The sequence below is a fragment of the Lutimonas halocynthiae genome (genome assembly GCF_030409835.1).
GTDB lineage: Bacteria > Bacteroidota > Bacteroidia > Flavobacteriales > Flavobacteriaceae > Lutimonas > Lutimonas halocynthiae.
In genome coordinates this window covers 337453-360793 of the sequence record NZ_JAUFQO010000004.1, presented here as the reverse complement: position 1 = coordinate 360793, position 23341 = coordinate 337453, and the positions used below count along the sequence as shown (strand labels likewise).

21 protein-coding genes and 1 tRNA gene are annotated in these 23341 nt (G+C 35.9%); 12 read left to right on the top strand and 10 right to left on the bottom strand.

The window, feature by feature from the left end; all coding sequences use genetic code 11:
* The first annotated feature begins 5 nt into the window (after positions 1-5).
* From QWY87_RS07435 to QWY87_RS07415, 5 genes are all read left to right on the top strand, one after another.
* Positions 6-953: an energy transducer TonB gene (locus tag QWY87_RS07435; protein ID WP_290289913.1), complete on the top strand. Its 948-nt coding sequence runs from the start codon at positions 6-8 to the stop codon at positions 951-953.
* Between the two features lie 2 nt (positions 954-955).
* Positions 956-2176, top strand: a complete 1221-nt coding sequence (locus QWY87_RS07430) for a bifunctional folylpolyglutamate synthase/dihydrofolate synthase (RefSeq protein ID WP_290289912.1) — start codon at positions 956-958, stop codon at positions 2174-2176.
* A 50-nt stretch (positions 2177-2226) separates the two neighbouring features.
* Positions 2227-3039: a hypothetical protein gene (locus tag QWY87_RS07425; protein ID WP_290289911.1), complete on the top strand. Its 813-nt coding sequence runs from the start codon at positions 2227-2229 to the stop codon at positions 3037-3039.
* Between the two features lie 85 nt (positions 3040-3124).
* Positions 3125-3199, top strand: a tRNA-Val gene (locus QWY87_RS07420).
* 562 nt (positions 3200-3761) lie between these two features.
* A complete protein-coding gene (locus QWY87_RS07415; protein WP_290289909.1) occupies positions 3762-4766 on the top strand; it encodes a sugar kinase in 1005 nt (334 codons plus the stop codon).
* Between the two features lie 62 nt (positions 4767-4828).
* On the opposite strand, the gene QWY87_RS07410 is transcribed toward QWY87_RS07415, so the two are convergent.
* A complete protein-coding gene (locus QWY87_RS07410; RefSeq protein ID WP_290289907.1) occupies positions 4829-6313 on the bottom strand; it encodes a hypothetical protein in 1485 nt (494 codons plus the stop codon).
* 167 nt (positions 6314-6480) lie between these two features.
* Between QWY87_RS07410 and yiaA the strand changes: the two genes are divergently transcribed.
* The 3 genes from yiaA (at position 6481) to QWY87_RS07395 (ending at position 9760) form a co-directional block, all read left to right on the top strand.
* Complete coding sequence (gene yiaA / locus QWY87_RS07405) at positions 6481-6987, top strand: inner membrane protein YiaA (RefSeq protein ID WP_290289905.1); 507 nt, start codon at positions 6481-6483, stop codon at positions 6985-6987.
* A 131-nt stretch (positions 6988-7118) separates the two neighbouring features.
* Positions 7119-8411, top strand: a complete 1293-nt coding sequence (locus tag QWY87_RS07400; protein WP_290289903.1) for an MFS transporter — start codon at positions 7119-7121, stop codon at positions 8409-8411.
* Complete coding sequence (locus QWY87_RS07395) at positions 8408-9760, top strand: 1-acyl-sn-glycerol-3-phosphate acyltransferase (RefSeq protein WP_290289902.1); 1353 nt, start codon at positions 8408-8410, stop codon at positions 9758-9760. The genes QWY87_RS07400 and QWY87_RS07395 overlap by 4 nt, the downstream gene beginning before the upstream one ends.
* 13 nt (positions 9761-9773) lie before the next feature.
* Here the strand turns inward: QWY87_RS07395 and QWY87_RS07390 are convergent, their stop codons facing one another.
* From QWY87_RS07390 to QWY87_RS07360, 7 genes are all read right to left on the bottom strand, one after another.
* Positions 9774-10214 (bottom strand): hypothetical protein, encoded by a 441-nt coding sequence (locus QWY87_RS07390; RefSeq protein ID WP_290289901.1) that lies wholly within the window; start codon positions 10212-10214, stop codon positions 9774-9776.
* Between the two features lie 149 nt (positions 10215-10363).
* Positions 10364-11158 carry a PhzF family phenazine biosynthesis protein gene (locus QWY87_RS07385; RefSeq protein ID WP_290289899.1) on the bottom strand — a complete coding sequence of 265 codons (795 nt, stop codon included), beginning with the start codon at positions 11156-11158 and terminating at the stop codon, positions 10364-10366.
* Between the two features lie 52 nt (positions 11159-11210).
* Positions 11211-11498, bottom strand: a complete 288-nt coding sequence (locus tag QWY87_RS07380) for a DUF1330 domain-containing protein (RefSeq protein WP_290289898.1) — start codon at positions 11496-11498, stop codon at positions 11211-11213.
* A gap of 17 nt (positions 11499-11515) precedes the next feature.
* Complete coding sequence (locus QWY87_RS07375; RefSeq protein ID WP_290289897.1) at positions 11516-12337, bottom strand: alpha/beta hydrolase; 822 nt, start codon at positions 12335-12337, stop codon at positions 11516-11518.
* An 18-nt stretch (positions 12338-12355) separates the two neighbouring features.
* A complete protein-coding gene (locus QWY87_RS07370) occupies positions 12356-14461 on the bottom strand; it encodes a prolyl oligopeptidase family serine peptidase (protein ID WP_290289895.1) in 2106 nt (701 codons plus the stop codon).
* Between the two features lie 292 nt (positions 14462-14753).
* Positions 14754-15071 (bottom strand): hypothetical protein, encoded by a 318-nt coding sequence (locus QWY87_RS07365; protein WP_290289893.1) that lies wholly within the window; start codon positions 15069-15071, stop codon positions 14754-14756.
* 160 nt (positions 15072-15231) lie between these two features.
* Positions 15232-15801: a DinB family protein gene (locus QWY87_RS07360; RefSeq protein ID WP_290289891.1), complete on the bottom strand. Its 570-nt coding sequence runs from the start codon at positions 15799-15801 to the stop codon at positions 15232-15234.
* 100 nt (positions 15802-15901) lie between these two features.
* On the opposite strand from QWY87_RS07360, the gene nhaC reads away from it, so the two are divergent.
* Complete coding sequence (gene nhaC, locus QWY87_RS07355; protein ID WP_290289890.1) at positions 15902-17359, top strand: Na+/H+ antiporter NhaC; 1458 nt, start codon at positions 15902-15904, stop codon at positions 17357-17359.
* Positions 17360-17419: 60 nt separating this feature from the next.
* Here nhaC and QWY87_RS07350 read toward each other — a convergent pair whose 3' ends face one another.
* Positions 17420-18979, bottom strand: a complete 1560-nt coding sequence (locus tag QWY87_RS07350) for an NAD(P)/FAD-dependent oxidoreductase (RefSeq protein ID WP_290289888.1) — start codon at positions 18977-18979, stop codon at positions 17420-17422.
* 47 nt (positions 18980-19026) lie between these two features.
* Positions 19027-20997 (bottom strand): putative porin, encoded by a 1971-nt coding sequence (locus tag QWY87_RS07345; RefSeq protein WP_290289886.1) that lies wholly within the window; start codon positions 20995-20997, stop codon positions 19027-19029.
* Positions 20998-21091: 94 nt separating this feature from the next.
* On the opposite strand from QWY87_RS07345, the gene rnhB reads away from it, so the two are divergent.
* The 3 genes from rnhB to QWY87_RS07330 all read left to right on the top strand — a co-directional run bounded on the left by rnhB (position 21092) and on the right by QWY87_RS07330 (position 23319).
* Positions 21092-21691, top strand: a complete 600-nt coding sequence (gene rnhB, locus QWY87_RS07340; RefSeq protein ID WP_290289885.1) for a ribonuclease HII — start codon at positions 21092-21094, stop codon at positions 21689-21691.
* A gap of 58 nt (positions 21692-21749) precedes the next feature.
* Positions 21750-22094, top strand: coding sequence for a protease inhibitor I42 family protein (locus tag QWY87_RS07335; protein WP_290289884.1), 345 nt, complete (start codon positions 21750-21752; stop codon positions 22092-22094).
* A gap of 172 nt (positions 22095-22266) precedes the next feature.
* Positions 22267-23319 (top strand): nucleoid-associated protein, encoded by a 1053-nt coding sequence (locus QWY87_RS07330; RefSeq protein ID WP_290289883.1) that lies wholly within the window; start codon positions 22267-22269, stop codon positions 23317-23319.
* Positions 23320-23341: the final 22 nt, after the last annotated feature.

Sequence of the window (23341 nt, the reverse complement as noted above, 5' to 3'; positions counted from 1 at the left end):
ATCATATGTCTTTTTTAGATACATCACATAAGCGTAAATCTGCTGTAATGACTTCAATTATTGCAGTGATTATGTTGTTATTGATGTTTCTTTTTGGCTTGACTTATTTTGACCCACCGAAAGAATATGGAATCGCAGTGAATTTTGGAACCACTGATTATGGTAGTGGTAACAAGCAACCAACTGAGGCTTTAAAACCAGCTGAACAATCTCCTGATGTAGCAGAACCTGTTGAACAACCGGTAGAAGAGCTTATGGAAGAAGTGATTGAAGAGGTTGCAGAACCGGATGCTGCTCCTGAGGAAGTATCTGAAGAGGTGATAACACAGGCCAATGAAGAAGCTATAGCTATCAAGAAAAAGGAAGAAGCAAAAAAACGTGAAGAGGCGGAAGCCAAGGCAATAGCTGAAAGAAAGGCTGAAGCAGAAAGAAAAGCAGAGAAAGAAAGACAGGCAGAGGTAGAGCGTCAAAGAGTTGCAGAGCAACAAAGAATAGAAAAGGATAGACAAGAGAAAGAAGCTAAAAGGAAGAACCTAGATGCTTTGATGGGAGGTTTTAGCGATAGCGACGGAAAAGCTGATGGTGGAGAAGGTGATGATAACAAAGCCGGGGATAAAGGAAAAGTTACAGGTGATCCAAATGCCAGTGGTTATTATGGTGTAGGAGGTGACGGTAGCGGAGGAAATTATAGATTGGGTAATAGAAACGCACTAAACAGACCAAAGCCTGATTATCCTTGTAATGAGGAAGGTAAGGTAGTAGTTACCATATATGTAGATCAGTCTGGAAATGTAGTCGCTGCGGAAGCTGGAGCGAAGGGAACTACAAATTCAGCTCCTTGTTTATTGAATGAAGCTAAGGAGGCAGCTCTCAAAACCAAGTTTAATAAGGACGCTAAGGCACCACCCAAACAACAAGGTGCTATTATTTATAATTTCTCTTTATCTGAATAATTTTGAATTACCAGGAAACTTTAGAATGGATGTTTTCAAGACTTCCAATGTACCAAAGACAAGGAAGTACAGCATTCAAGAAAGACCTTACAAACATCCTGGCTTTTTGCAACAGATTAAACAATCCACAGGAAAGATATCCATGTATTCACGTAGCCGGAACTAATGGCAAGGGGTCTACGAGTCATATGATTGCTTCCATTTTGCAGGAATCAGGCTATAAAGTAGGTCTTTATACTTCACCACATTTAAAAGATTTCAAAGAAAGGATTAGAATCAATGGAGTACCGATTCATGAGGAAGCTGTCATTGATTTTATCGAAGATCAAAAGGATTTCTTAGAACAGCAAAAACTGTCTTTTTTTGAATTGACAGTGGGGCTGGCTTTTGATTATTTTGCTTCAAGTCATGTTGATATTGCCGTTGTTGAAGTCGGTCTAGGAGGTCGGCTTGATTCAACAAATATAATTCAACCTTTGGTATCGGTTATTACAAATATAGGGCTTGATCACACGCAGTTTTTAGGGGAAACCTTAAGGGAAATAGCTTTTGAAAAAGGAGGCATTATCAAGCAAAATACACCCGTTGTAATAGGTGAGTATCAAAAAGAAGTTATAGGTGTGTTTAAGGAACTTTCAGCATCTCATAAAGCGCCTTTATCAATAGCAGAGCAACTTATTACAGATGCGTATCACACCGATTTACTCGGTGAATACCAGTTGAGAAATGTGAAAACGGCGGTTCAAGCCATAAAGCTTCTCGATCAAAGTGATTTTCAGGTGACATCAGAGAATATTGTCAAAGGACTTAATCATGTGGTACAAAATACTGGACTAAAAGGAAGATGGCAAGTGTTGCAGGAAAATCCAAAAGTTATTTGTGACACGGCCCATAATAATGAAGGGCTTCTATTTGTGATGAATCAACTTGGAAGAGAAAAATTTTCAAACCTGCATTTTGTTTTGGGAGTAGTGAATGACAAGGATCTTAAGAATATATTATCTCTTCTGCCCAAAAAAGCAACATATTATTTTTGTAAACCTGACATTCCAAGAGGATTAGATGCTGAAAAATTGAGAGATGAAGCAGTTAGTCAAGGACTCACTGGAGCTGTGTTTAAATCGGTGTCTGCAGCCTATGATCATGCTTTGTTAAGAGCAGGTGCTGATGATGTAATTTATATTGGAGGAAGTACTTTTGTGGTTGCTGAATTAGATTTGTAGTTTTTGACCAAAAAAACTTAAATTTGTACTCATTCAATTAACCCACTCTTATGAAGTTTAGATTAATCTCGCTTTCGTTTTTATTGTTTTTATTTATTAGTGTTAATGAAACATGTGCTCAAGAAGCAACCGAAGAAGACAGACCCGTTTTTGTAACGATAACAACGCTTCAAGGGGCCGATGGTTTTGATTTTGACGAATGGAAGGAGATTGAAGAAGAATATTTTACCAAAGTGACAAGCAAAATTGAATTGCTCGTCTCTAGCGAAGTGCTGATGAGTTATTTTGCACCTCAATTCGGTGAAATAAAGGTTATTAATGTAATCAATTCATGGGAGGATATTGTTACGGTTAATGAGAGAAGAGAGGAGTTGATTCAGGAGGCCTGGCCGGATGAAGCGGAAAGAGCTGCTTTTTTCGAAAAACAAAACAGTTTTTATAAAAGTAAACACAGTGACGAGATTTTTCTGACTGCTGACTTTGCTAAACAAATAGTTAAAGAGCCCGGGCAAAATGTACCTTATGTTTTTATGCTCAAGACGAATATACTTTCTGATACCGAAGATGAAAATTCATATGATAATTATAAAAAATACGTAAAAGAGGTAGTGTACAATAATTCTAAAATTCAGGCCTACTATCCATTTAATCATTTTTGGGGTGACGATAGCAGAGAATTTGTTGAAATATTTGTGTTAGACTCTTTTTCAGATGCTGAATTGTCTCAGTATGAGGCAAATGCCCTTTTGGCTAAAATGTTTGCCGATGAAGAGGCAAGAAAGGAATTCTTAGCTTCAATCTTTAGTGCAATTGAAAGTCAAAACACATCCTTTTATAAAAATATTCCATCCTTGTCAAAGTAAGACTTTTTATTCTTTTTAAAAGTCTAAAAATTATACTAGAAATGTTTGTCAATATGAAAAACTAAATTATATTTGCATCCGCTTAGGGCAATTAGCTCAGTTGGTTCAGAGCACCTCGTTTACACCGAGGGGGTCGGGGGTTCGAATCCCTCATTGCCCACATCAATCAGAATCCCGATGAATGAAAATTCATCGGGATTTTTTGTTTTTATTTTGTGTTGAGCTTGCTCATAAGCAAAAGAGAAAACAAAAAATCCGTCAATGCGCTTCAGCGCATTGGGATTCTATCCGCCTCCGGCCGACAGGTTTGCAGCCGAGGTCAACCAGGGATCATGAAATAATCCCAGCTTCCTTGAGCTTGCTCATAAGCAAAAGAGAAAACAAAAAATCCGTCAATGCGCTTCAGCGCATTGGGATTATAATTGCAGCCGCGGTCAACCAGGGATCACGGAGTAATCCTGATTGAATGTCGAAGTTTTATTATTGGAATTCTATCCGCCTCCAGCAGACAGGTTCGCAGCCGAGGTCAACCAGGGATCACAAAGTAACCCAAGTTGAATATCGAAGTATTGCCTATATACCAAAGCACAAGTATTATTTATAACAAAAAAGTAAAGACTTGTTACAAAATAAAGCAAAGGACATATTTCATTTACCAAGGGTCGATTATTTAATATGCATATGTTAAATTTGTCGCCTAGCTTTCAATAAAATAGGAACAGATGAGTCAGGTTATTACATTCGGAGAAGTGTTGATGAGAATTTCTCCCAGAGGAAATAAAAAATTCATTCAATCAAATATGGTTGAATATTACTTCGGTGGTACGGAACTGAATGTTGGCATTTCAATTGCGAATTTTGGTGGTAACGTCAAACATATAAGCTCTGTTTCTGATGACTTTATTGGAGGTACAGCGATTTCTTACCTCAATAAATTTGGCGTAGACACATCCTCTATAGTTTATTCAAAACGACCTTTAGGTGTTTATTTTTTAGAGGTAGGTGCTGTAATGCGCCCAAGTGCTATCTCGTATAACAGGTCTCATTCTTCATTTTCTGAAATCTTACCAAGCATGGTAAATTGGGATGATGCTTTAGAAAATGGCAATTGGCTGCACTGGACAGGTATCACACCTGCCTTATCTAAAGGGGCTTTTGACACATTGAAAGCTGGATTGATTTTGGCAAAAGAGAAAGGGATGATCATTTCAGCTGATCCTACGTATAGAAGTGGTTTATGGAAATATGACCAAGACCCTAAGGAAGCGTTGACAATCTTATTGAATTACTCTACTATTTTTATAGGGGGCATCAACGAGATAAACGAAGTCTTAGAGACCAGTTTTGGTTATTCTAATGAAGACTTTTTGGAGGCGAGTAAATTGCTGATGGAAAAATTTCCTTCAATTGAGAAAGTTTTTGATAAGATCAGAACATCTCTGAATTCATCATGGCATAAGATTAGAGCGAGAATGTGGAATGGAGAGGAGTTTAGGGAGACTGATGATTTAGACATTACTCATGTGGTTGATCGAATAGGAACAGGAGATGCCTTTGCAGCAGGTCTGATTTATGGATTACAAGAGTTTGATGATTATAAAGCTATGGAATTTGCGAGTGCGGCATGTGCTTTAAAACACACATATGAAGGGGATGTGAACCTGTCTACCGTTAAAGAAGTCATGGGCATTTTAGATGGAAATACTTCAGGGCGTTTCATAAGATAGGGTCAACATCCAGTTGATTTAGATATATTAAAGGGTTCTTCTTGAATGCAGCCTTTTATGCGTTATAGTTTATTAATATAGTTAAGACAAGTTGTATACGTATCCTCTGATTTCATTTTTGACCTTAGCCAGGCATAAAAACTAATCGCGAATATATCTTCCTCCCTATTCTCGATATCTAATATGGCATCTAGTTTTTTTTCAAACTCATCTGAATGGATAGATTGTTTATCGTGATAGTATGCCGCTATTAGATTGACATAGTCTATAATCCTTTTTTCATCGTGATCAATAAGATGCGCACTATGTTTCTTTCTAAAACTTTTTAACCTTGATTCCACCAAATCGATGTAATCTAATTCGATAAACAATAAAATTTCGAGCAGGTTCTTTTTGATAACCCATATAAAACCAACTTTCTTCGAGTACCATTTATCGCTATGGAAAAAGCCCTTGTAGGTGTTCAGGGCATCATGAAATCTTTCATTGAGAAATAAGGCAACGATAAGTGTTAGTTTTAGATCGTGAATATGTTCTTCTTCATTTTTGTATTTGTCATAATTAAATTGAGATAGCTTTTGGATAACTGGTTCTAAATTATCGGTATAGATGAGAAGCAGGTTTTCTATCAATACATATTGACAATAGAAAATGTTATAATATTTTTCATTTTGTAAGTACATGTGATCATGCATACGCTGAAGATAAGTAGCGGATTTTTCAAATTTTTTAATCCTGAAATAAGTATTAGACAAATAGTATAAAACTTGAATGTGATAATAAAGGTGCTCATTTTCAGCTCTTTCAGAAACTTCTATTTTTTTTCTGGCCTTCTCTATGAAATCGAGTACGTCATAATAATTTCTTGTGGCGTTGGCTACTTGGTTACTAATCTGTAAAATTTTAAAAAGAGATTGATAGCTTAAATTTTTTGTAATAGAAATATTATAGGTACTGAAGTTTCTTTCGATTATATCGGATAGCACAGGGTCTTTTTGACTGAGTTCATTTTGAATCGCTGCATAAAAAAGGTTCAAGTTTTCTTCTTGAAGTATCTTGCGTTTGTTCTTTTGAAATTTTTTCAGTACTCCTTGAAAGTTGAGTAGATCATTTAAATGGGCGTGTGCTAATTGAAGCTCATAGACTTCATTTAAGGTATTGTATAATGCATATTTTTTAGCAATCAATTCAGCTTTTGCTAATGTTTTAAAGGCAATAGCCACTTGCTGTTGTTGAAAAAAACTACGGCTCACCATTACCAGTTTTAAGGCATTCATCTCCGTAGAAGATTGTTCTTCAATTTTTTTTGATGCTATAAAATCGATAAGTGCATCATGAAGCCTCTTGCACAAGGCATGATAAGCTCCTTTAGCACTTTTCCCATAGAGTATGAGATCTAAATTTTCTTGTGATTCTTGCCTGTCCAAAAGCATGAACAGATCAATGTTCTTTGTGTCATTTCTCTTGTTCCTATGCTTGAGCCTTAGAACAAAATTCTTTTTATCCTCTGCTGTTAAAGTGGCAATAATCAAAGAAATATTGTTCATTTATATCGTAAGTTATTTTAGTCAAATATACTTTAATATATGATAATTTAATTTATTATTTTGAATTTATATCGTAAGTTATATTGAAAATTTGATTTTGTTGTTCAATTCAATTGCTGCAAATTTGAACTTAATAATGAAATAATTTAAACACTAAATTTATAATTATGGATTACAATTTTAAGAGTGATAGTACAGATGAGAAAGGCACAAAAATGAAATCAAAAGCTTCCATTAATAAAGAAGCTAAAGAATTTGATCAGAGTCCAACCCCGGCTTTTATCGGAGCCTCGTGGATAGCGCTCTTATCTGGTATCATATGTTATTGTACAGGTTTGTGGAATTCGGATATGATGCTTAATGAGCAAGGGTATTACTTTACCATTTTGCTATTTGGATTGTTTGCAGCGGTTTCAGTTCAAAAAAGTGTTCGAGACAGGTTAGAAGGTTTACACGTGACCGATATGTACTATGGTATCAGTTGGGTTTCAGTTTTGAGTGCTATTTTGTTATTAATTATTGGTCTTTGGAACGCAGATCTTTTATTGAGTGAAAAAGGATTTTATGCAATGTCTTATACATTAAGTTTATTTGCAGCCATTGCTGTGCAAAAAAACACAAGAGACAAAGCTTTTATTGAGAGCAAGATGGATGATCTTGAAGATAAATTATAATGTCAAAAACAGGTTTGGGTTTTGAATACGTCCTTTGTAATTCTAATCTTAAAAGGGTCGTATTCTAAACCTATTTTTTTTAAGTATATTGACCAATATTTAATTCCTAAACTGATTCTAATTCAAATATTATGCTCGAAAAAAACAATGCTAAACTTATAAATGCATGGGCTTCATTTGATTGGGCCAATTCAGTTTATAATTTGATTGTTACAACTGCTATATTTCCCATCTATTATTTGGGTACAACACAAGAGGCCTTTGGGAGTGAAATGGTTGAGTTTTTTAATATGAGTATTAAAAATTCAGTTCTTTATTCTTTTGCCATTTCTTTTTCCTTTTTGGTGATTGTATTTATATCTCCGGTTCTTTCAGGAATTGCAGATTACGGTGGCTTGAAAAAACGATTTATGCAGTTTTTTACATATCTCGGTTCTCTGGCTTGTATTGGTCTTTATTTCTTTACAGGAGAAAATGTTGAATACGGCATTGCCTGTTCAGTTACGGCGAGTATTGGTTTTGCCGGATCATTGGTTTTTTATAATGGATTTTTACCCGAAGTAGCATCTAAAGATAGAATGGATAGCGTTAGTGCAAGAGGATTTGCCATGGGTTATATAGGCAGCGTTATCTTGCTGATTATCAATTTGATATTGTATCAAAAATATGAAGTATTCGGCTTTGAGAATGGCAGTTCAGCAACTCGGTTTGGATTCATACTGGTTGGGGTTTGGTGGTTGGGCTTTGCTCAAATTGCTTTTTATTATTTGAAAGATAATAATAGTCGAAAATCAATCACATTTAAGATTTTGGGAAATGGGACTAAGGAACTAATGAAAGTATGGGAGGTAGTCAAAAATAAAAAAGTAATGAAGCGTTTTTTATACGCTTTCTTCCTTTTTAGTATGGGGGTACAAACTGTTATGCTGTTAGCTCCTTTATTTGCTGACAAAGAAATAGGCATGGGTGCTGATGAAATGATTTACATCGTACTTATTTTACAAATACTGGCTATTGGTGGGGCCTTCTTTTTTGCATGGTTATCTAAATTAAGAGGAAATGGCTTTGCGATTAGTTCGACCCTGTTAATCTGGATATTTATTTGTATTTCAGGCTATTTTATGCAAGATAAAATCTCTTTTTACACTTTAGCGGCATTTCTGGGATTTGTAATGGGTGGAATTCAGTCTATGTCTAGGTCAACTTATTCCAAGTTAATACCCACAGAAGCTAAGGATACGGCCTCTTACTTTAGTTTTTATGATATCACTGAAAAACTTGCTATCGTAATAGGCTCCCTGTCATATGGTTTTATCGATCAAATTACTGGAAGCATGCGTTATAGTATGGTTTTTATGTCATTGTTTTTTATCTCTGGTTTTATAGTGCTTCAGATTGCAAACCTTAAGAAGAATATGGCATGATTTACCATTTTCTGAAACAAGTTATAAGGGCTTCTCTATTTTTCTTTTTTAAGAAAATTTTGATCTCAGGAAAGGAGCACATTCCTGATAAAGGACCATTGATAATTGTAGCGAATCACCCCAACACGCTTATGGATCCATTACTCATTGCTGCCATAACAGGACAAAGGATTGGTTTCGTGGCAAATGCGGGCATCTTTTTGAATAAGATTATAACTAAAATATTTAATTATTTTCATGTGATTCCTGTTTATAGGAAAAAGGATATTCTACCCGGAGAAAAGCCAGATAACAAAAAAGCTTTTGTGAAATGCCACGAGTATTTAGACCAGCGAGGAAGCTTGCTTATTTTTCCAGAAGGCACTAGTTATTATGAATTGAAACTTCGTGAAATAAAAACGGGTACAGCAAGAATAGCGCTTAGCTATGAGGATTTAAAGGGTTTTAAAGGCAACTTGAAAATTATTCCGGTAGCTTTAGATTATTCCGATTCTATACAATTCAGGAGTGTTGTTTCTGTAACCATTTGCAAAGCGATAGAAGTTAAGGAGTATAAACAGGCCTATGAAGCGAATGAATTTGACGCAGTATTGCAACTTACCGAAGATATTCGAAAAGAATTCGCGGAGATAGTACCTCAAACATCCGGTAAGGAGCAGGAAGAACTTTTAGTCAATGCACATCATTTTTATACAACATTCTATTCTCCAACCGAGTCGCTTCAGAAAAACCCTAAACAATCTTTAGAATTGAGAACTCAGGTCTCTAAAGCCTTACAATTGTTGAAAACGAGAAATTTGGAATTATATCTTGATACACAATCGAAACTTACTCGATTTTTTAAAATAATGAAAGAGGAAAGAATTGATCCAGCATTAATTTCGGCGAAGATTATCAGCAAGTATAGTATGCCTGTTATTGTCATTCAATTTTTAGCCTTCCTTTTTCTTTTTCCATTCTATTTATTGGGAATGTTTTTTAACTATATCCCCTACATATTACCTGCAAAAATATTCAAAGCCATGAAGTTGGATATAGAGTATAGGGCACCTGTTCAAATGATCCTTGGATTGGTTTGCTTTCCGATTTATTATGGCTTGATCATTTATATGTACAGGGTCTTTATAAATGATACAATGTGGCAAAGCTTGATCCTTATAGTTATCATGCCTCTTATGGGTTATGTAAGTATGTTTTATTATGCTGAGGTAAAGCGCTTTTCCAAATTATGGCGCTATAAGTTTTTGATCGACAAAAGTAAGAAGCTTGAAATTGATGATCTTAAAGATGGTATTTTGAACAATATAGAATCAGCCAGGAGGAATTTAGAATTGCATATCCAAGATTGATAAAAATGTTAGATCAATTGCCACTCCATTCCAATGAAATACTATCGGCAGCTGCATAACTAATGCCTGCCAAAACACCAATTATCACAACAGGCACTGCAATGGAAACGAGAGTAGAAGCGGTATGATTTTTTAAGTGCACAGATGCAATATTGTGATCATATAATTGGATTTTAGCATACTTTCCATCAGCATCTTTTTGGATCATTTGACCAGATAACTCTTTAGCCGCAAGCGAATTCTTTTTTGCATATCCATAAACCAGGCTATCGATTTTAACAAGATGATCGAATTTATAAGTGTTCTGCTCTGGTGAGACGATTTTTACTTTGTCAGTAGATTTGATCGCTTCGTCAATAGTTGATGGAGAACTGTGGTATACACTACAACTTTGTAACAGGATCAAAAATGAAAGGGCAAAGGCCAGAAATTTTATGTCATATTGGTTTTTCATGATGACAGAATCATAAACTATCCCAAATATGTTGAATTATTCATTCAGAAGCAATGATTCCAATCAAGCTATTTTGTGATTATGATCAAGATGTAGCCGCCTTATTTTCCTATTAATTTTACATTATGGAAATGGAGTTTTTAAGGAGCTTAGAAATAGATTTCACCAACCAAATAAGTAACGGCTTTTCCAGATATTTTTACTCTTTTCCCCGCAAGTTCACAAGTTAGTTCTCCCTTTCTTTGAGAAAGCTGTTGGGCAGTTAGTTTCGTTTTTCCTAATCGTTTGGCCCAAAAAGGGGTTAAACTTGTATGCGCAGATCCAGTAACAGGATCTTCGTCTACTCCTGAACCAGGGGCAAAGAATCGCGATACGAAATCAACCTCATTCCCAGGAGCGGTGATGATGATTCCTCTTGCATCGCTATTTTTTAGAATGAAGTGATTAGGGTCACTTTCTTCAATATCTTTCTGATTCTTATAGAGAAGAAGGTAGTCGGTTTTCCCTTTATAAAATTCTATCGGTGCTTTTTTAAAGGCAGCGAGAATATCCAGAGGAGGATCTATTTTATTCAACTCATCTTGAGGAAAATTAAGCGTCAGCAAGTCATTGTTTTTAGTTACTGACAAATTACCGCTGTGTCTGGAATAGAATTCTATTGTGTTTTTTTCATATTTAAGATGTTCAAAAAGAACATGAGCCGAGGCTAAGGTAGCATGACCACAAAGAGCCACTTCAAGAGCTGGAGTAAACCATCTAATTTCGAAATCTGATTCTCGTTCAAGCACAAAGGCTGTCTCAGATAGATTGTTTTCAGCGGCAATACTTTGCATGATTTCTGGCTTTAGCCATTCGTTCAATATACAAACGGCTGCTGGGTTGCCACCGAATAGCTTATTTGAAAAGGCATCTACTTGATAGATTGATTGCTTTGAAGTTTTCATTTATGGTTTTAAATTAGTTTGATCATGCGTAATTGAAAATGAGCAGAACTGGTTAAACACCTTCAACGATAGTCATTCTGGTAGTAGCTGCTTTTTGTCTTATTTTTTTTGCATCAGTATATGCTTCAGAATGCCACCATGAATTTGCTGTTTCTAAACTGGGAAATTCTAAGATAACGACTCGTTTTGGCGATTTATCTCCTTCAAGAATAATAGATGCTCCTCCACGAGCTAAAAATTTGCCTTTATAATTGTCTATGGTTTTAGGCGTAAGTGCAGTATAAGACTTATAAAGAATTGGATCATGTATTTCAATTTCAACAATGACATATGCAGGCATAAGGGCGCAATTTTCAGTTAATTTTCTTTTTTATTAATTCTTTCCACTTCCTTCAAGAGTAAAGGAAAAGCGGGATAGGTCATCCCATGGTCATAGCCCTGCATTTCAAGAATTCGGGTTTCTTTATGTCCGGATACTTTCATCATACGCATCATATAGGCATTCTCTTCGTATCGCCCAAGCAATTCTAATTCACGATCACCGGTAATCAGCAAAAGAGGAGGTGCATCAGGTCTTACATGGTACAGTGGTGCATACTGGTCAATGATTGGTTGACTTCCTTCAATTCCTCTTTCTTCCCTGACTGTAAAATGTGTAATGGTATGACCGCTAAAAGGAATCAATCCTGCAATTTGATTGGCATCAACCTGATGTTTTAATAGATAACTCTTATCTAGGCCCACCATACTTGCTAGATAACCACCGGCCGAATGACCTGATAAAAAAATGGCATCCGGGCTTCCTCCAAAATCTTCAATGTTTTTAAATACCCAGGCAACAGCTGCAGCGGCATCTTCTATATAAATCGGTGCTTTGACTTTAGGATAAAGTCTGTAGTTCACGCCTATCACGGCATAACCCTTCTCCATAAGAGCCTTTGGGATTTCTTTTTCGCCAGCTTTTAAACCACCTCCATGGAACCAAATTATGGTGGCGAAGGAATCAATCTCTCTGGGATAGTAAAGGTCTAGAACGCATCTTTGATTGATATAATCATCTGATTCATTTATAGAATCATGATAATAGGATATCGTGTTTTTGAGTTCATATTTTGCCTCCTGACTGTAACCGACTGCAAAGCTTATTATGAACGCGACTTGTAAAAATCGGTATTTCATTTAAATGGATTTAATACTTTATTCTTTTGTTAGCGGTTTGTTATTTAATTTCATATTGAAATAGGTATAAATACTCGCCCACATTTCTGCCTGCTGTGCATTGGTAGATGCAGCTCCATGTCCTCCTTCAATCGTTTCGTGATAAATAAATTTGTGGCCCATATCTTCCATTTTTGCTGCCATTTTCCTGGCATGACCAGGATGCACTCGATCATCTTTAGTTGAAGTCACAAAGTATACTTCTGGGTAAGATTTATTTTCTGACAAATTATGATAGGGAGAATATTTTTTGATATATTCCCAATCTTCCGGTACATCAGGATTTCCAAATTCACCCATCCAACTGGCGCCGGCAAGAAGTTTTGAATAACGTTTCATATCTAATAATGGTGCTCCAATAACCACAGCATTATAAAGATCAGGTCTTTGTGTGAAAACAACTCCCGCCATGAGGCCTCCGTTACTCCAACCAAAGGCTCCTAAATATTCTGGGGAGGAAATTTTCTTGGTTATGAGATCTTCACTCACAGCATAAAAATCATCATAAGCATTTTGTCTCTTATCTTTCATTGCCGCTTGATGCCATGAAGGGCCAAATTCTCCGCCACCACGTATATTGGCTAAAACATATACGCCTCCTTGTTCAAGCCAGCATATTCCGGTTGTGGCGCTATAATTTGGTTGTGAAGAAGCATTAAAGCCACCATAGGCATAGATCATGGTTGGATTCATACCATTAAGTTGAATGTCTTTATGGTGGACCACAAAATAGGGAATCTTCGTTCCGTCTTTTGATGTTGCATTATATTGTTTAACGGTTAAATCTTTGGTATCAAAAAAGTCTTTAAGTTTTTTGACTGAATTCACGTCATCACCATTGGAATGAAATAATGTTGTAGGTGTGATGAAATTGCTATAGCGGAAAAAGAAGTCATTTGACTGATTGTTTGATGTAGTGAGGTAAATGCTGCCAAATTCAGGTGACTTAATTGGTTTTGACGACCACTTATCACCTGCTAATGAATATTTTATGAGTTTATTCTGAACATTTTCCATAATATTAACAACTAGAAAATCTTTGGACGTGCTTGCCGAAACAAAACTAGACCTTTCGTTAGGCACATAAATCGTTTTTATAGTTACCTCTTTTCCAATACTCTTTTCCAGATTCATACTAACTAAAGAGCCTTTCTTGAAGATTTCATTATTTATATTCCAATCAGACTGCAAGGCAATGATAATCTCACCTTTATGAAACCCTGAAACTTCGGCATCAATCGGATAAGGAACTTTCTCAAACTTAGCATCCTTGAAATAAAAAAGATTAGAATTAAAAGTACTTGTGGCTTCATACAGAAAAACATACTCTTTATTTTCAATATTAAAAGAAAAAGGGAATACTCCCAAATGAGTGGTGTCTGTTTTAAAAATGGTTTGGGCATTCTCAATTGATTCACCTCTTTTAAAAGCCTTTACCTCGCTTGGGTAACCAGAGGTTGTCATGGTGCCAGCTCCAAAGTTTCTTGCCACTAAGAGGTTGTCTTTGTCAACCCAGGCTGCTCCACCTTTACTAGAAGGAAAAAATAAACCATCGTCAACAAATGTTTTGGTCTTGACATTAAATTCTCTGATTACGTCTTCATCTGTTCCGCCATCTGATAATGAAACCAAACAGATTTCATTGTCGGTCTCTAGAAACGAAGCGCCTGCAAATACCCATTTTTTATTCTCTTTTTTTGATAAGTCGTCAAGGTTGATTAAGATTTCCCAATCAGTTTTGTTTTTTAAATAATCTGCCGTTGTCATTCTTCTCCATATCCCTCTTTCATATTCAGCATCCTGCCAAAGATTGTATACATAATCTCCTACCATTCTGGGATAGGCAATTCGATCTTTGTTATTATAAACTTTAAGTAATTTCTCTTCAAATTCAGGAAATAATGGATTGGAAGCCAAACTTTTTTCAGCCTTTACATTCTGAGTTTTAACCCAATCTAAAGAATTTTCGCCTTCAATTTCTTCGAGCCATAAATAAGGATCTTCAACGGTGTCAGACTGTCCAAAGAGGTTAGCGCTTATTAAAAGTGCGAAAAATAATAAGTAGGAGTGTATTGATTTCTTCATAAGGTTGGTTTTTTAAGAGGTGGATGAATAATGAAGTTCTTTAGAATTAAAGCTCTTAAATTGATTTTGAAAAAAAGTATTTCAAATTAACGGAGCTGTAGTTAGACTTTTATAAAGATAATGAAATTCCAGAAGTAACTTAAAGGAGATTGGGAGCAGCTGAAATCAAGAAATATTTTGATCCATTTTTTTTCTGGTTTTTAGGCACAAAAAAAGGGTTTGATAAATCAAACCCGATCTATAATCCTAAGATTAATCTTGAGTAAATGTTATGTCATCTTTGTTTTAAAAGCTAAAAAAAATAACTAAGGCTCCAAGGGCTTTTTCTTTCTTCCTTTGATTTGCCTAAATTTTTAACTTTCAATGAATGAAAATAAATTCTTCCATTCATTTTAATTTTTGCCTTGATTGCCTTCTTTCTATCATTACCTATTCCAAAGGCTTCGAAATCTCTTCCGCTATTCTTGTCAACCAAGATCATGTTTTTTCCCTTTAATTCGTTTAATTTACTCATTAAAGAGGCATAATCGTCTTCGATAAAAGTAATATCGACAAACTTGCCATTATCGTTATTACTCAAATGCTCCAATATAGAATATTCAAGTTTCATAGGTGGGGGATTTGTTTTAAAGATGGTATTTTAACTAAGGGGTTGCGTAAAGAATAGAAAAAAAGCAATATTTCTTCAAGATTTCAGTGTTTTAGGGGTTTTTCGCGATAAAAAAAACCGTTCTTTTTTTGAAGAACGGCCTAAATCTTAAAAAAAGGGATTAAAATGGTCTATAAGGCGGAGCATCGTGGCCTTTAATTCGCAGGGTTGTGATCGCCTGTCCTCTATGATGGGTAATATGGTCTCTAATGAATATAAAACCTTGCTCTTTTGTCAGTTCTGGTTTGTTTGGTGCAAAGCCAAAAACAAAAGTTGCCTGTAGATCTTCATCACTCATTGATTCAATTGTTGCAATTATTTCATCAAAATTCTCATTGAGTAGTTTAATACAATCCTCCTTAGAAGCGCCAACAGATTTTTCAAGTTTAGCACCCTCAGCAGGGTTGAAATCAACTTTTTCTCCTTTGATAAACATGGTGTTCATCAATTTTGATGATAAGGCAATATGCGCCATTTGTTCTCCAAAAGTTCTTACTGAATCATGAGGCTTGAATGTGTAATCTTCAGCGGGCATGTTTTCAGCTACTTCAAGTGTATAAGTCTTAGCACTTTTAAGAACGTCAGTAAAAGAATCGTGAAATCCTTTTTTTTCTTCTTTTTTATTCGATACAAAAGCAAATAATCCAACGGTTAATGCTCCAAGTAAAAAATAAGTAATTGATTTTTTCATGGTTGATAGTTTTAGGGTTAATTTGTGAAAATATGAAAATTATAAGGGTTTCCTATTGTCGTAGTTTTTATGTAACATTACAAAATCAATTGACTTTTTTATGGATGATAAGATTATTAGGAATAAAGAACTAAATATTTACGAGGCTCTTTTACCTGTATTAGTGTTGGTGGGCATGCTAGCCTACAACGTGTTTGTATATGGTGATGACGCATTAAGTGGATCCAATCAATTCATTCTTTTATTGGGGGGAGCAGTGGCAGCAATTGTTGGTTTTTTAAATAAGGTTACCTATAAGAAGATGATAGAGGAGGTGGCCAATAATATAAAATCAACAACTGGCGCTTTGCTAATTTTGCTTTTTGTTGGTGCTTTGGCAGGAACCTGGTTGATAAGCGGAGTGATCCCAACGATGATCTTTTACGGACTAAAATTATTGAATCCAACCATTTTTTTGCCAGCAACAGTTGTTATTTGCGCAGTGATCTCAATAGCTACAGGAAGTTCCTGGACTACTTCAGCTACGGTGGGAATTGCCTTGATTGGGATAGGTGGAGCTTTAGGCATTCCATTAGGTATGGTAGCGGGAGCAGTTCTTTCCGGTGCTTATTTTGGAGATAAGATGTCTCCTTTATCTGATACGACCAATTTAGCGCCTGCTATGGCGGGTACAGATCTTTTTACCCATATCCGTTATATGGCTTATACTACTGTGCCAACAATTTCAGTCACATTAGTGGTCTTTATTATTTTAGGATTTACTTTTGACACAACCGGAACAGCAGATACTGAAGCTATTTTAACTTCTATAGGAGAATCATTTAATATTAGTGGATGGTTGTTTCTAGTACCTGCTGCTGTAATTTTATTGATTATTCGAAAAACGCAACCTTTGATTGCTTTGCTTATAGGAACATTGTTGGGTGGTGCTTTTGCCATTATTTTTCAACCTGAAGTTGTGATGCAAGTGGCAGGGGCTGAGCAATTGGATTTTAAAGCGGCTTATCAAGGCATTATGAATGCGATTACTGTAGATACTTCAATAGAGACCAGTAATACTGAATTAAATGATCTCTTCTCATCAGGAGGGATGTACGGTATGTTAGGTACCATTTGGCTCATTATTTGTGCGATGGTTTTTGGAGGTGTTATGGATGCCATAGGTGCCCTATCAACTATTAGTGAAGCCTTATTGAAAATGGCACATACAGTTTTTGGTTTATTTGCCAGCACAGTAGCAACCTGTCTTGCTTTAAATGTAACAGCCTCTGATCAATATCTGGCTTTGGTAGTTCCCGGAAAGATGTTTAAAAAAGCCTATGAGGATAGAAATCTTGCACCAGAAAATTTGAGTAGAACGCTGGAAGATTCAGGTACAGTGACCTCTGTTTTAGTACCTTGGAATACATGTGGTGCCTATCAGTCAGGTGTGTTAGGAGTAAGCGTGTACGACTATTTTATTTATGCCATTTTTAATTGGTTAAGCCCATTTATGACACTTCTATTTGCAGGTTTTCAAATAAAAATCAAACAACTTTCAACGAAAGAAACCGTATAATTTAAATGTAACTGAGGGGGTCACTCCCCATCACCTCACTTCCGATCACCTCACTTCCGATCACCTCACAAGCGATGCCTTCACTTGCACGGCGCATTTTTCACCATCGATAGCAGCTGAAATGATACCCCCGGCATAGCCAGCTCCTTCACCGCATGGGTAAAGCCCTTTTATCTGAACATGCTCAAGTGTTTTGTTGTCTCTTGGAATTCTAACCGGAGAGGAGGTTCTTGATTCAGGGGCGTGAACCACTGCTTCGTTTGTCAAGTAACCTTTCATGGATTTGTCAAATTGTTTAAACCCTTCCTGAAGTGTATTATGTATGAAATTGGGTAGTAAAGATCCTAGTTCGACACTCGTTGTTCCGGGTTGATAAGAAGTTTTAGGAATATCTACGGATAATTTTCCTTGGGTAAAATCTACTAATCTTTGCGCAGGAACTTTTTGGGTCATGCCCCCAAGTTTCCATGCATTTTGTTCTATTTCTTTTTGAAATGCAAGTCCGCTTAAAGGACCAAATTCTTTATAGGGCTCAAAGTCTTTTAAATCTAAAGAAACAACGATTCCTGAATTCGAAGTGGGTTGATCTCGTTTGCTAGGAGACCAGCCATTGGTTACGACCTCGCCTGGAGCTGTTGCACATGGTGCAATCACGCCTCCCGGACACATGCAGAAAGAATAAACACCTCGATTGTTTACTTGTTTTACAACACTATAAGGGGCAGGTGGCAGGTATTCTCCTCGGCTGGGGCAATGGTATTGGATCTGATCGATGAGCTGTTGTGAATGCTCTACGCGAACCCCTAGTGCAAAAGGTTTGGCTTCAATATAAATCTCCTTTTTATAAAGTAATTCAAAAATATCTCGGGCAGAATGCCCAGTTGCTAAAATCACTTTGTTCGATGCAATACGGTCTCCACTTTGGGTAACGACTCCCTGGATTTCCTGATTCTTTATAGAAAAGTCTGTTACCCTTGTGTTAAACAGAATTTGACCTCCATAACTAATAATCGTTTCTCGAATCGCTTGAATGATTTTTGGTAATTTATTAGTTCCGATATGAGGATGCGCATTTACTGCGATGTCTTTGTTTGCTCCGTGCGCAATTAACAGATCAAGAATTCTATTAACATCACCTCTTTTTTTAGAACGTGTATACAATTTTCCATCAGAATAGGTACCGGCACCTCCTTCACCAAAGCAATAATTGGAATCTTCATTAACCAAATGGTGTTTCGTGATGGCGGCAAGATCTCGTCGGCGTTCTCTTACATCTTTTCCTCTTTCCAGTACAATAGGCTTTAGTCCTTGTTCGATCAGTTTTAAGGCGGCAAACAAACCAGCGGGGCCTGCTCCAATTACGATTACTTCCTGGGCTTTGCTCACATCATCATAATCAGGTAATTCTACAGTAGTAAAAACAGGATTCTCATTGATATAAGCCGAAACCTTAAGGTTAATCTTTATGGTCTTCTGCCTTGCATCGATTGATCGCTTTAAAATCTCTATATGTTGAAGATCCTTTTTAGGGATGCTATATTCCTTCGAAATAAAAGCATGTAATAATTCTTGGTTATGAGCAGTTTCGGGAGTAACCTGTATTTGAAATTCTTTTTGCATAATATCGTTGGATAAGTCAATTAGTCAAGGAGATGGAAACATTCATTTTATATGAAGAAGTTCCATACAAGCCCAAACCTGATTACAAAATCCCTGTAAGGGTATGTAGGAGCTGAATAGTAATTATTCTCGCTAAAACCAGAATTAAAATGCTCTAGTTTGAAAAAGACTCTCATGGTCTTTACTTTAAAATTAACAAAGAAATCCAATAGGGGGAAACCACCATATTCTCTATCGTTTTGTAAATAGAATTCCGATATTAAAGGGTTGTAACTATTCATCAAATATTTACTGAAATAACTAAAGGTTACACCTGCTTCAAGGTATAGCGGTTTTCCTTTAAATATGTGATTTGCGTAGTAAAAAGTGTTTCGTGTTATAAAATCAGGAACTCTTAGAACATCTTCGCCATTGGTTACTTTTTGATAAATAAATTGATTGTCAAGTGCAAATTTTCCAAACCTGATTTCCTTACTTAGTTTAACTTTAAAGTAATTCACAGATGCCGAAGCTTGTTTTGGAGCCGTCTGGCCGGTATTATCATCAAGATCAAAATAAGTAAAATTGTCAATATTGGTCAGGTGCGCTGCAGCAAATATCCATTTGTCAGAATCAAAGACGACATCTATTCCAGTGACCTCCTCATTCTTGAAATCATTTTGCCAATTGTATCTTTTGTAGTCACTTTGGTTAAGTAAAAAATTAAAATTGGGAGCTCGACTGTTGCTAAAGACCCTCCCACTAGCGATAAAAGTACTATCAGTCTTAAAACTTGCCATAGCTGAATAGGCATATCCTGTCAGGTTCCCTGAAACAACCTGAGAAGCGTCGACATCAAGATTAAACTTCTTGAATTTCGTATGCCATTCACCACCCACTGCAAAACTATTTCCTTCAAGTTTTGAATCAATAACGCCATCTTCTGTAATCACAATACTGTTGTAGCTGTAATTATATAGATAGTTATTCACTTTGAATCTTACTTCACCTAAAGTAATAGGAGAGTTCAAAGAAATATAAGCCTCGTTATATAATTTAGAATACTTGGCGTCATCATAGATGTCACTTTTAAATGCCGGACCGAAGATGATATTGGCATTATCCTGTTCGTATTCATAATGCTTTCTTTCAAAATTAAACTGATGTCCAATTTTTAGATCTGAAGGAATTGATTTTAAGCTATCTTTTTTGTCCCATAGCACATAAAAATGATCAAAATAATAACGGTTTCCTCTAATAGAATTCTGAGCGTCCGTGAAATTTGTCTCAAGTCTGGCCCTATCCTTGAAATTTGGATCTGCAGCTTCAAAATAACCAACAGATTCATCAGTTAGCCCACCATTTTGCTCATTATTTATATCTTGAGCAACGAGGTGGCCACGAATAAAATACCTTTTATTTTTTGTGTGATAACTCATCGTGATCCGCGCTGAACCGTGGTCACTCAGGGCATGTCTGTATTTACCAAGTGAGCGAATACTTTTAAAGCTAAGTGAGGCATTGAATTGTTTGGACATATTAAAAGTAAACATGGCATCAAGTAAATGCCCCTGTTCCAATACTGTTGACCACATTAATTCAGTTGTAGGTGTGGGAACGCTGTAATATTTAATATCCTCTACTTCGTAGTAATTATAGTGCTGGGCCCTTGCTCCAATTTTTGGGTAGGTGCTATTGTTATCGAAGGTATAGGCAAGGGAATTGTAAGACTGTCCGGGATTATGGAAAGACATCAATTCAAATGCATCTTTTCTTTCAACATTAAAGTTATAATATTTTTTCATGCTGAGCGTCGTGTCAACAAAAGTGGTGTCTAATTCAAAATCTATTATTTTATAATCCCGGTTATAGGTCTTGTCGCTTAATTCGATCTCAACTTCATCAGTATAGATCTTAGCAGTATCACCATATTCATCAACATATCTATTGTCTAAAGTATTGAGCTGACCATCATTGATCTGGGCCGAACCTATGGCTGAAATAAACAATAAAAATAAAATGGAGAGTTTCCTTAGCATGGATTATTTTAATTGATGACAAAGGTAAAATTTTTGAGCATATTATTTGACCCAAATTGCTTGGCGTTCCTTATTTTTGAAAAGTGATCATTTTATGTTAGCACTTAAGTATTCTTCCTATCAATTAGAAGCCGGAACAGATGAGGCTGGTCGGGGTTGTTTATCGGGGCCTGTAGTAGCGGCAGCGGTTATACTGCCTCCTGATTTCAAACATGGAATGTTGACTGATTCCAAACAACTTTCAGAAAAAAAAAGACAATTACTAAGACCGATTATTGAAAAAGAAGCTTTATCGTTCGGAGTTTCTTTTGTTTATCAGCAAGAAATAGATGAAATAAATATCTTGAATGCGTCAATACTTGCCATGCATAAATCATTGGATGAACTTAAATTGAGGCCCGAATTTATCATAGTAGATGGAAACAGGTTTAAAAACTACCAGGAGATTCCACATCAGACTATCGTAAAAGGAGATGCAAAATACCTTAGTATTGCTGCGGCATCAATACTGGCAAAGACATATAGAGATGATTATATGGAAAAATTGCATCTTGAATTTCCAAGCTATAACTGGGCAAGAAACAAAGGGTATCCCACCAAGGAACACAGAAGTGCAATAAAAGAATCGGGTCCAACGATTCACCATCGTCTTAGCTTTAAGTTACTTCCAGACCAATTGAAGTTTGACTTGTGAAAATTTAAAATGAAGCATTTTCTGGGATTGATTATCTTTAGTGAAAACTTTGATTAATATGAAGCACAGAATCTTAGTAGCTTGTACATGTATAATACTATTGTCATTTCAAAGCAGCGTGATGAGCGTTCGCACAGGAGAAGTATTCAAGGTGATTTTAAAATCAAACCGGTCTACCGGTTATTCCTGGCATTGGGAGAATAAAAGCGAAGCCAAAATCATCGACTCTATTTATGTAGACTATGTTTTAAAAGATAAAGCCATAACTGGCTCAGGAGGTAACGAGATCTGGGAGTTCAGGGCGAAAAGAAAAGGAGAACAGGAACTGATTATGGTTTACAAACGACCTTGGGAGGATGCTGATGGAGACGAACGAAAAACTTTTTTAGTCAAAGTGAAATAGACCCTTCAAAATTATAAATAACAGACTTTTATTTTGTAAATTTAAGTCTCCAATTAAATTTGATCTCACATACAAACGCTGTCAATGGTTAAATGTATGTGAGATTTTTTTACCTATGTTTCCCAATAAAATTATCTAAAGTTGTATCATTGCAGCTCCAAAAAATGATGAAATGATTAAAAGATCCAAGGCCAGTATTCCAAAGCTTATTATCCATAAAATTGGTAACAAATTCAATGATACGAGAAACGTTTTTTCTGAATCTCCTGTTGTTTTTGATGAAGACAGTTATAATTTAATGTTGCCTTATCTTTTGAAGCCATTTGGAAATTTGACAGAAAGCTTCAGATTTAATCATCATGCAGATATCAACTTGAATGAGATTAATAGCTACTCTCAAAAGCTGTTCAAGGAAGAGGACTTCTTTTTAGAAGCCGCAAAGAATATAGGGCTTCATTTATATGAACAATCTAACTCTGCACAAATCAAAACCGGAGATGTTATAATCGTGCTTTTTGATGGTATTGAATACAACGAAGTGCAAACAAGTGCTTTGGGAATATTTAAAATTGAAAGTAAAACCAATTTCTTCCAAACCTATATGGAAGGTAACAGCCTTGATGTGATTGTTCAAAAGGGAATCAGTACGAAAAAAATAGATAAAGGATGTTTAATCGTTAATTATCAGGACGATGAAGGCTTGGTTGTTTTAAGTGTAGACAATAACAATTATGATGCCCAGTATTGGATCAAGAATTTTCTGAATGTAAAGTTTGCCGATGATAAAAATAACCACACCCAGTCATATATCGAAATGTGTAAGGATTTTGGGGATGAAGTGCTCAAGGTTGATTACAGCACTCAGGAGCAAAGCCATTTTTTAGCCAAAACAGTTGATTACCTGAAAGAGAATGATACGGTAAATATTCATGACTTTAAAGATGAGGTATTTGAAGATGAGGATCAAAAGAACTTGTTTGATGATTATAAGAAGCTATTCGAAACGGATAAAGAAGTATTGATCAGGAATCAATTTCATGTGTCTGACTCTGTACTTAAAAAGCAAAAGCAAAAGCTAAAAACTGAAATCAAATTGGATACGCATATTCAAATAAAGATGGATGTAGAAGCTCCGGATGCATCCTCCGAATATCTCGAATTAGGATATGACGAAGAAAAGAAAATGAAGTTTTACAAAGTTTATTTTAATGAGGAGACAAATTAATTGTCTTTACGCTAATTAAGAA

Bases quoted from the DNA above. Each gene is read 5' to 3' on its own strand.
- QWY87_RS07435 (WP_290289913.1), top strand. From the start codon at position 6: ATGTCTTTTTTAGATACATCACATAAGCGTAAATCTGCTGTAATGACT.
- QWY87_RS07425 (WP_290289911.1), top strand. From the start codon at position 2,227: ATGAAGTTTAGATTAATCTCGCTTTCGTTTTTATTGTTTTTATTTATT.
- QWY87_RS07415 (WP_290289909.1), top strand. From the start codon at position 3,762: ATGAGTCAGGTTATTACATTCGGAGAAGTGTTGATGAGAATTTCTCCC.
- QWY87_RS07410 (WP_290289907.1), bottom strand. From the start codon at position 6,313: ATGAACAATATTTCTTTGATTATTGCCACTTTAACAGCAGAGGATAAA.
- yiaA (WP_290289905.1), top strand. From the start codon at position 6,481: ATGGATTACAATTTTAAGAGTGATAGTACAGATGAGAAAGGCACAAAA.
- QWY87_RS07400 (WP_290289903.1), top strand. From the start codon at position 7,119: ATGCTCGAAAAAAACAATGCTAAACTTATAAATGCATGGGCTTCATTT.
- QWY87_RS07395 (WP_290289902.1), top strand. From the start codon at position 8,408: ATGATTTACCATTTTCTGAAACAAGTTATAAGGGCTTCTCTATTTTTC.
- QWY87_RS07390 (WP_290289901.1), bottom strand. From the start codon at position 10,214: ATGAAAAACCAATATGACATAAAATTTCTGGCCTTTGCCCTTTCATTT.
- QWY87_RS07385 (WP_290289899.1), bottom strand. From the start codon at position 11,158: ATGAAAACTTCAAAGCAATCAATCTATCAAGTAGATGCCTTTTCAAAT.
- QWY87_RS07380 (WP_290289898.1), bottom strand. From the start codon at position 11,498: ATGCCTGCATATGTCATTGTTGAAATTGAAATACATGATCCAATTCTT.
- QWY87_RS07375 (WP_290289897.1), bottom strand. From the start codon at position 12,337: ATGAAATACCGATTTTTACAAGTCGCGTTCATAATAAGCTTTGCAGTC.
- QWY87_RS07370 (WP_290289895.1), bottom strand. From the start codon at position 14,461: ATGAAGAAATCAATACACTCCTACTTATTATTTTTCGCACTTTTAATA.
- QWY87_RS07365 (WP_290289893.1), bottom strand. From the start codon at position 15,071: ATGAAACTTGAATATTCTATATTGGAGCATTTGAGTAATAACGATAAT.
- QWY87_RS07360 (WP_290289891.1), bottom strand. From the start codon at position 15,801: ATGAAAAAATCAATTACTTATTTTTTACTTGGAGCATTAACCGTTGGA.
- nhaC (WP_290289890.1), top strand. From the start codon at position 15,902: ATGGATGATAAGATTATTAGGAATAAAGAACTAAATATTTACGAGGCT.
- QWY87_RS07350 (WP_290289888.1), bottom strand. From the start codon at position 18,979: ATGCAAAAAGAATTTCAAATACAGGTTACTCCCGAAACTGCTCATAAC.
- QWY87_RS07345 (WP_290289886.1), bottom strand. From the start codon at position 20,997: ATGCTAAGGAAACTCTCCATTTTATTTTTATTGTTTATTTCAGCCATA.
- rnhB (WP_290289885.1), top strand. From the start codon at position 21,092: ATGTTAGCACTTAAGTATTCTTCCTATCAATTAGAAGCCGGAACAGAT.
- QWY87_RS07335 (WP_290289884.1), top strand. From the start codon at position 21,750: ATGAAGCACAGAATCTTAGTAGCTTGTACATGTATAATACTATTGTCA.
- QWY87_RS07330 (WP_290289883.1), top strand. From the start codon at position 22,267: ATGATTAAAAGATCCAAGGCCAGTATTCCAAAGCTTATTATCCATAAA.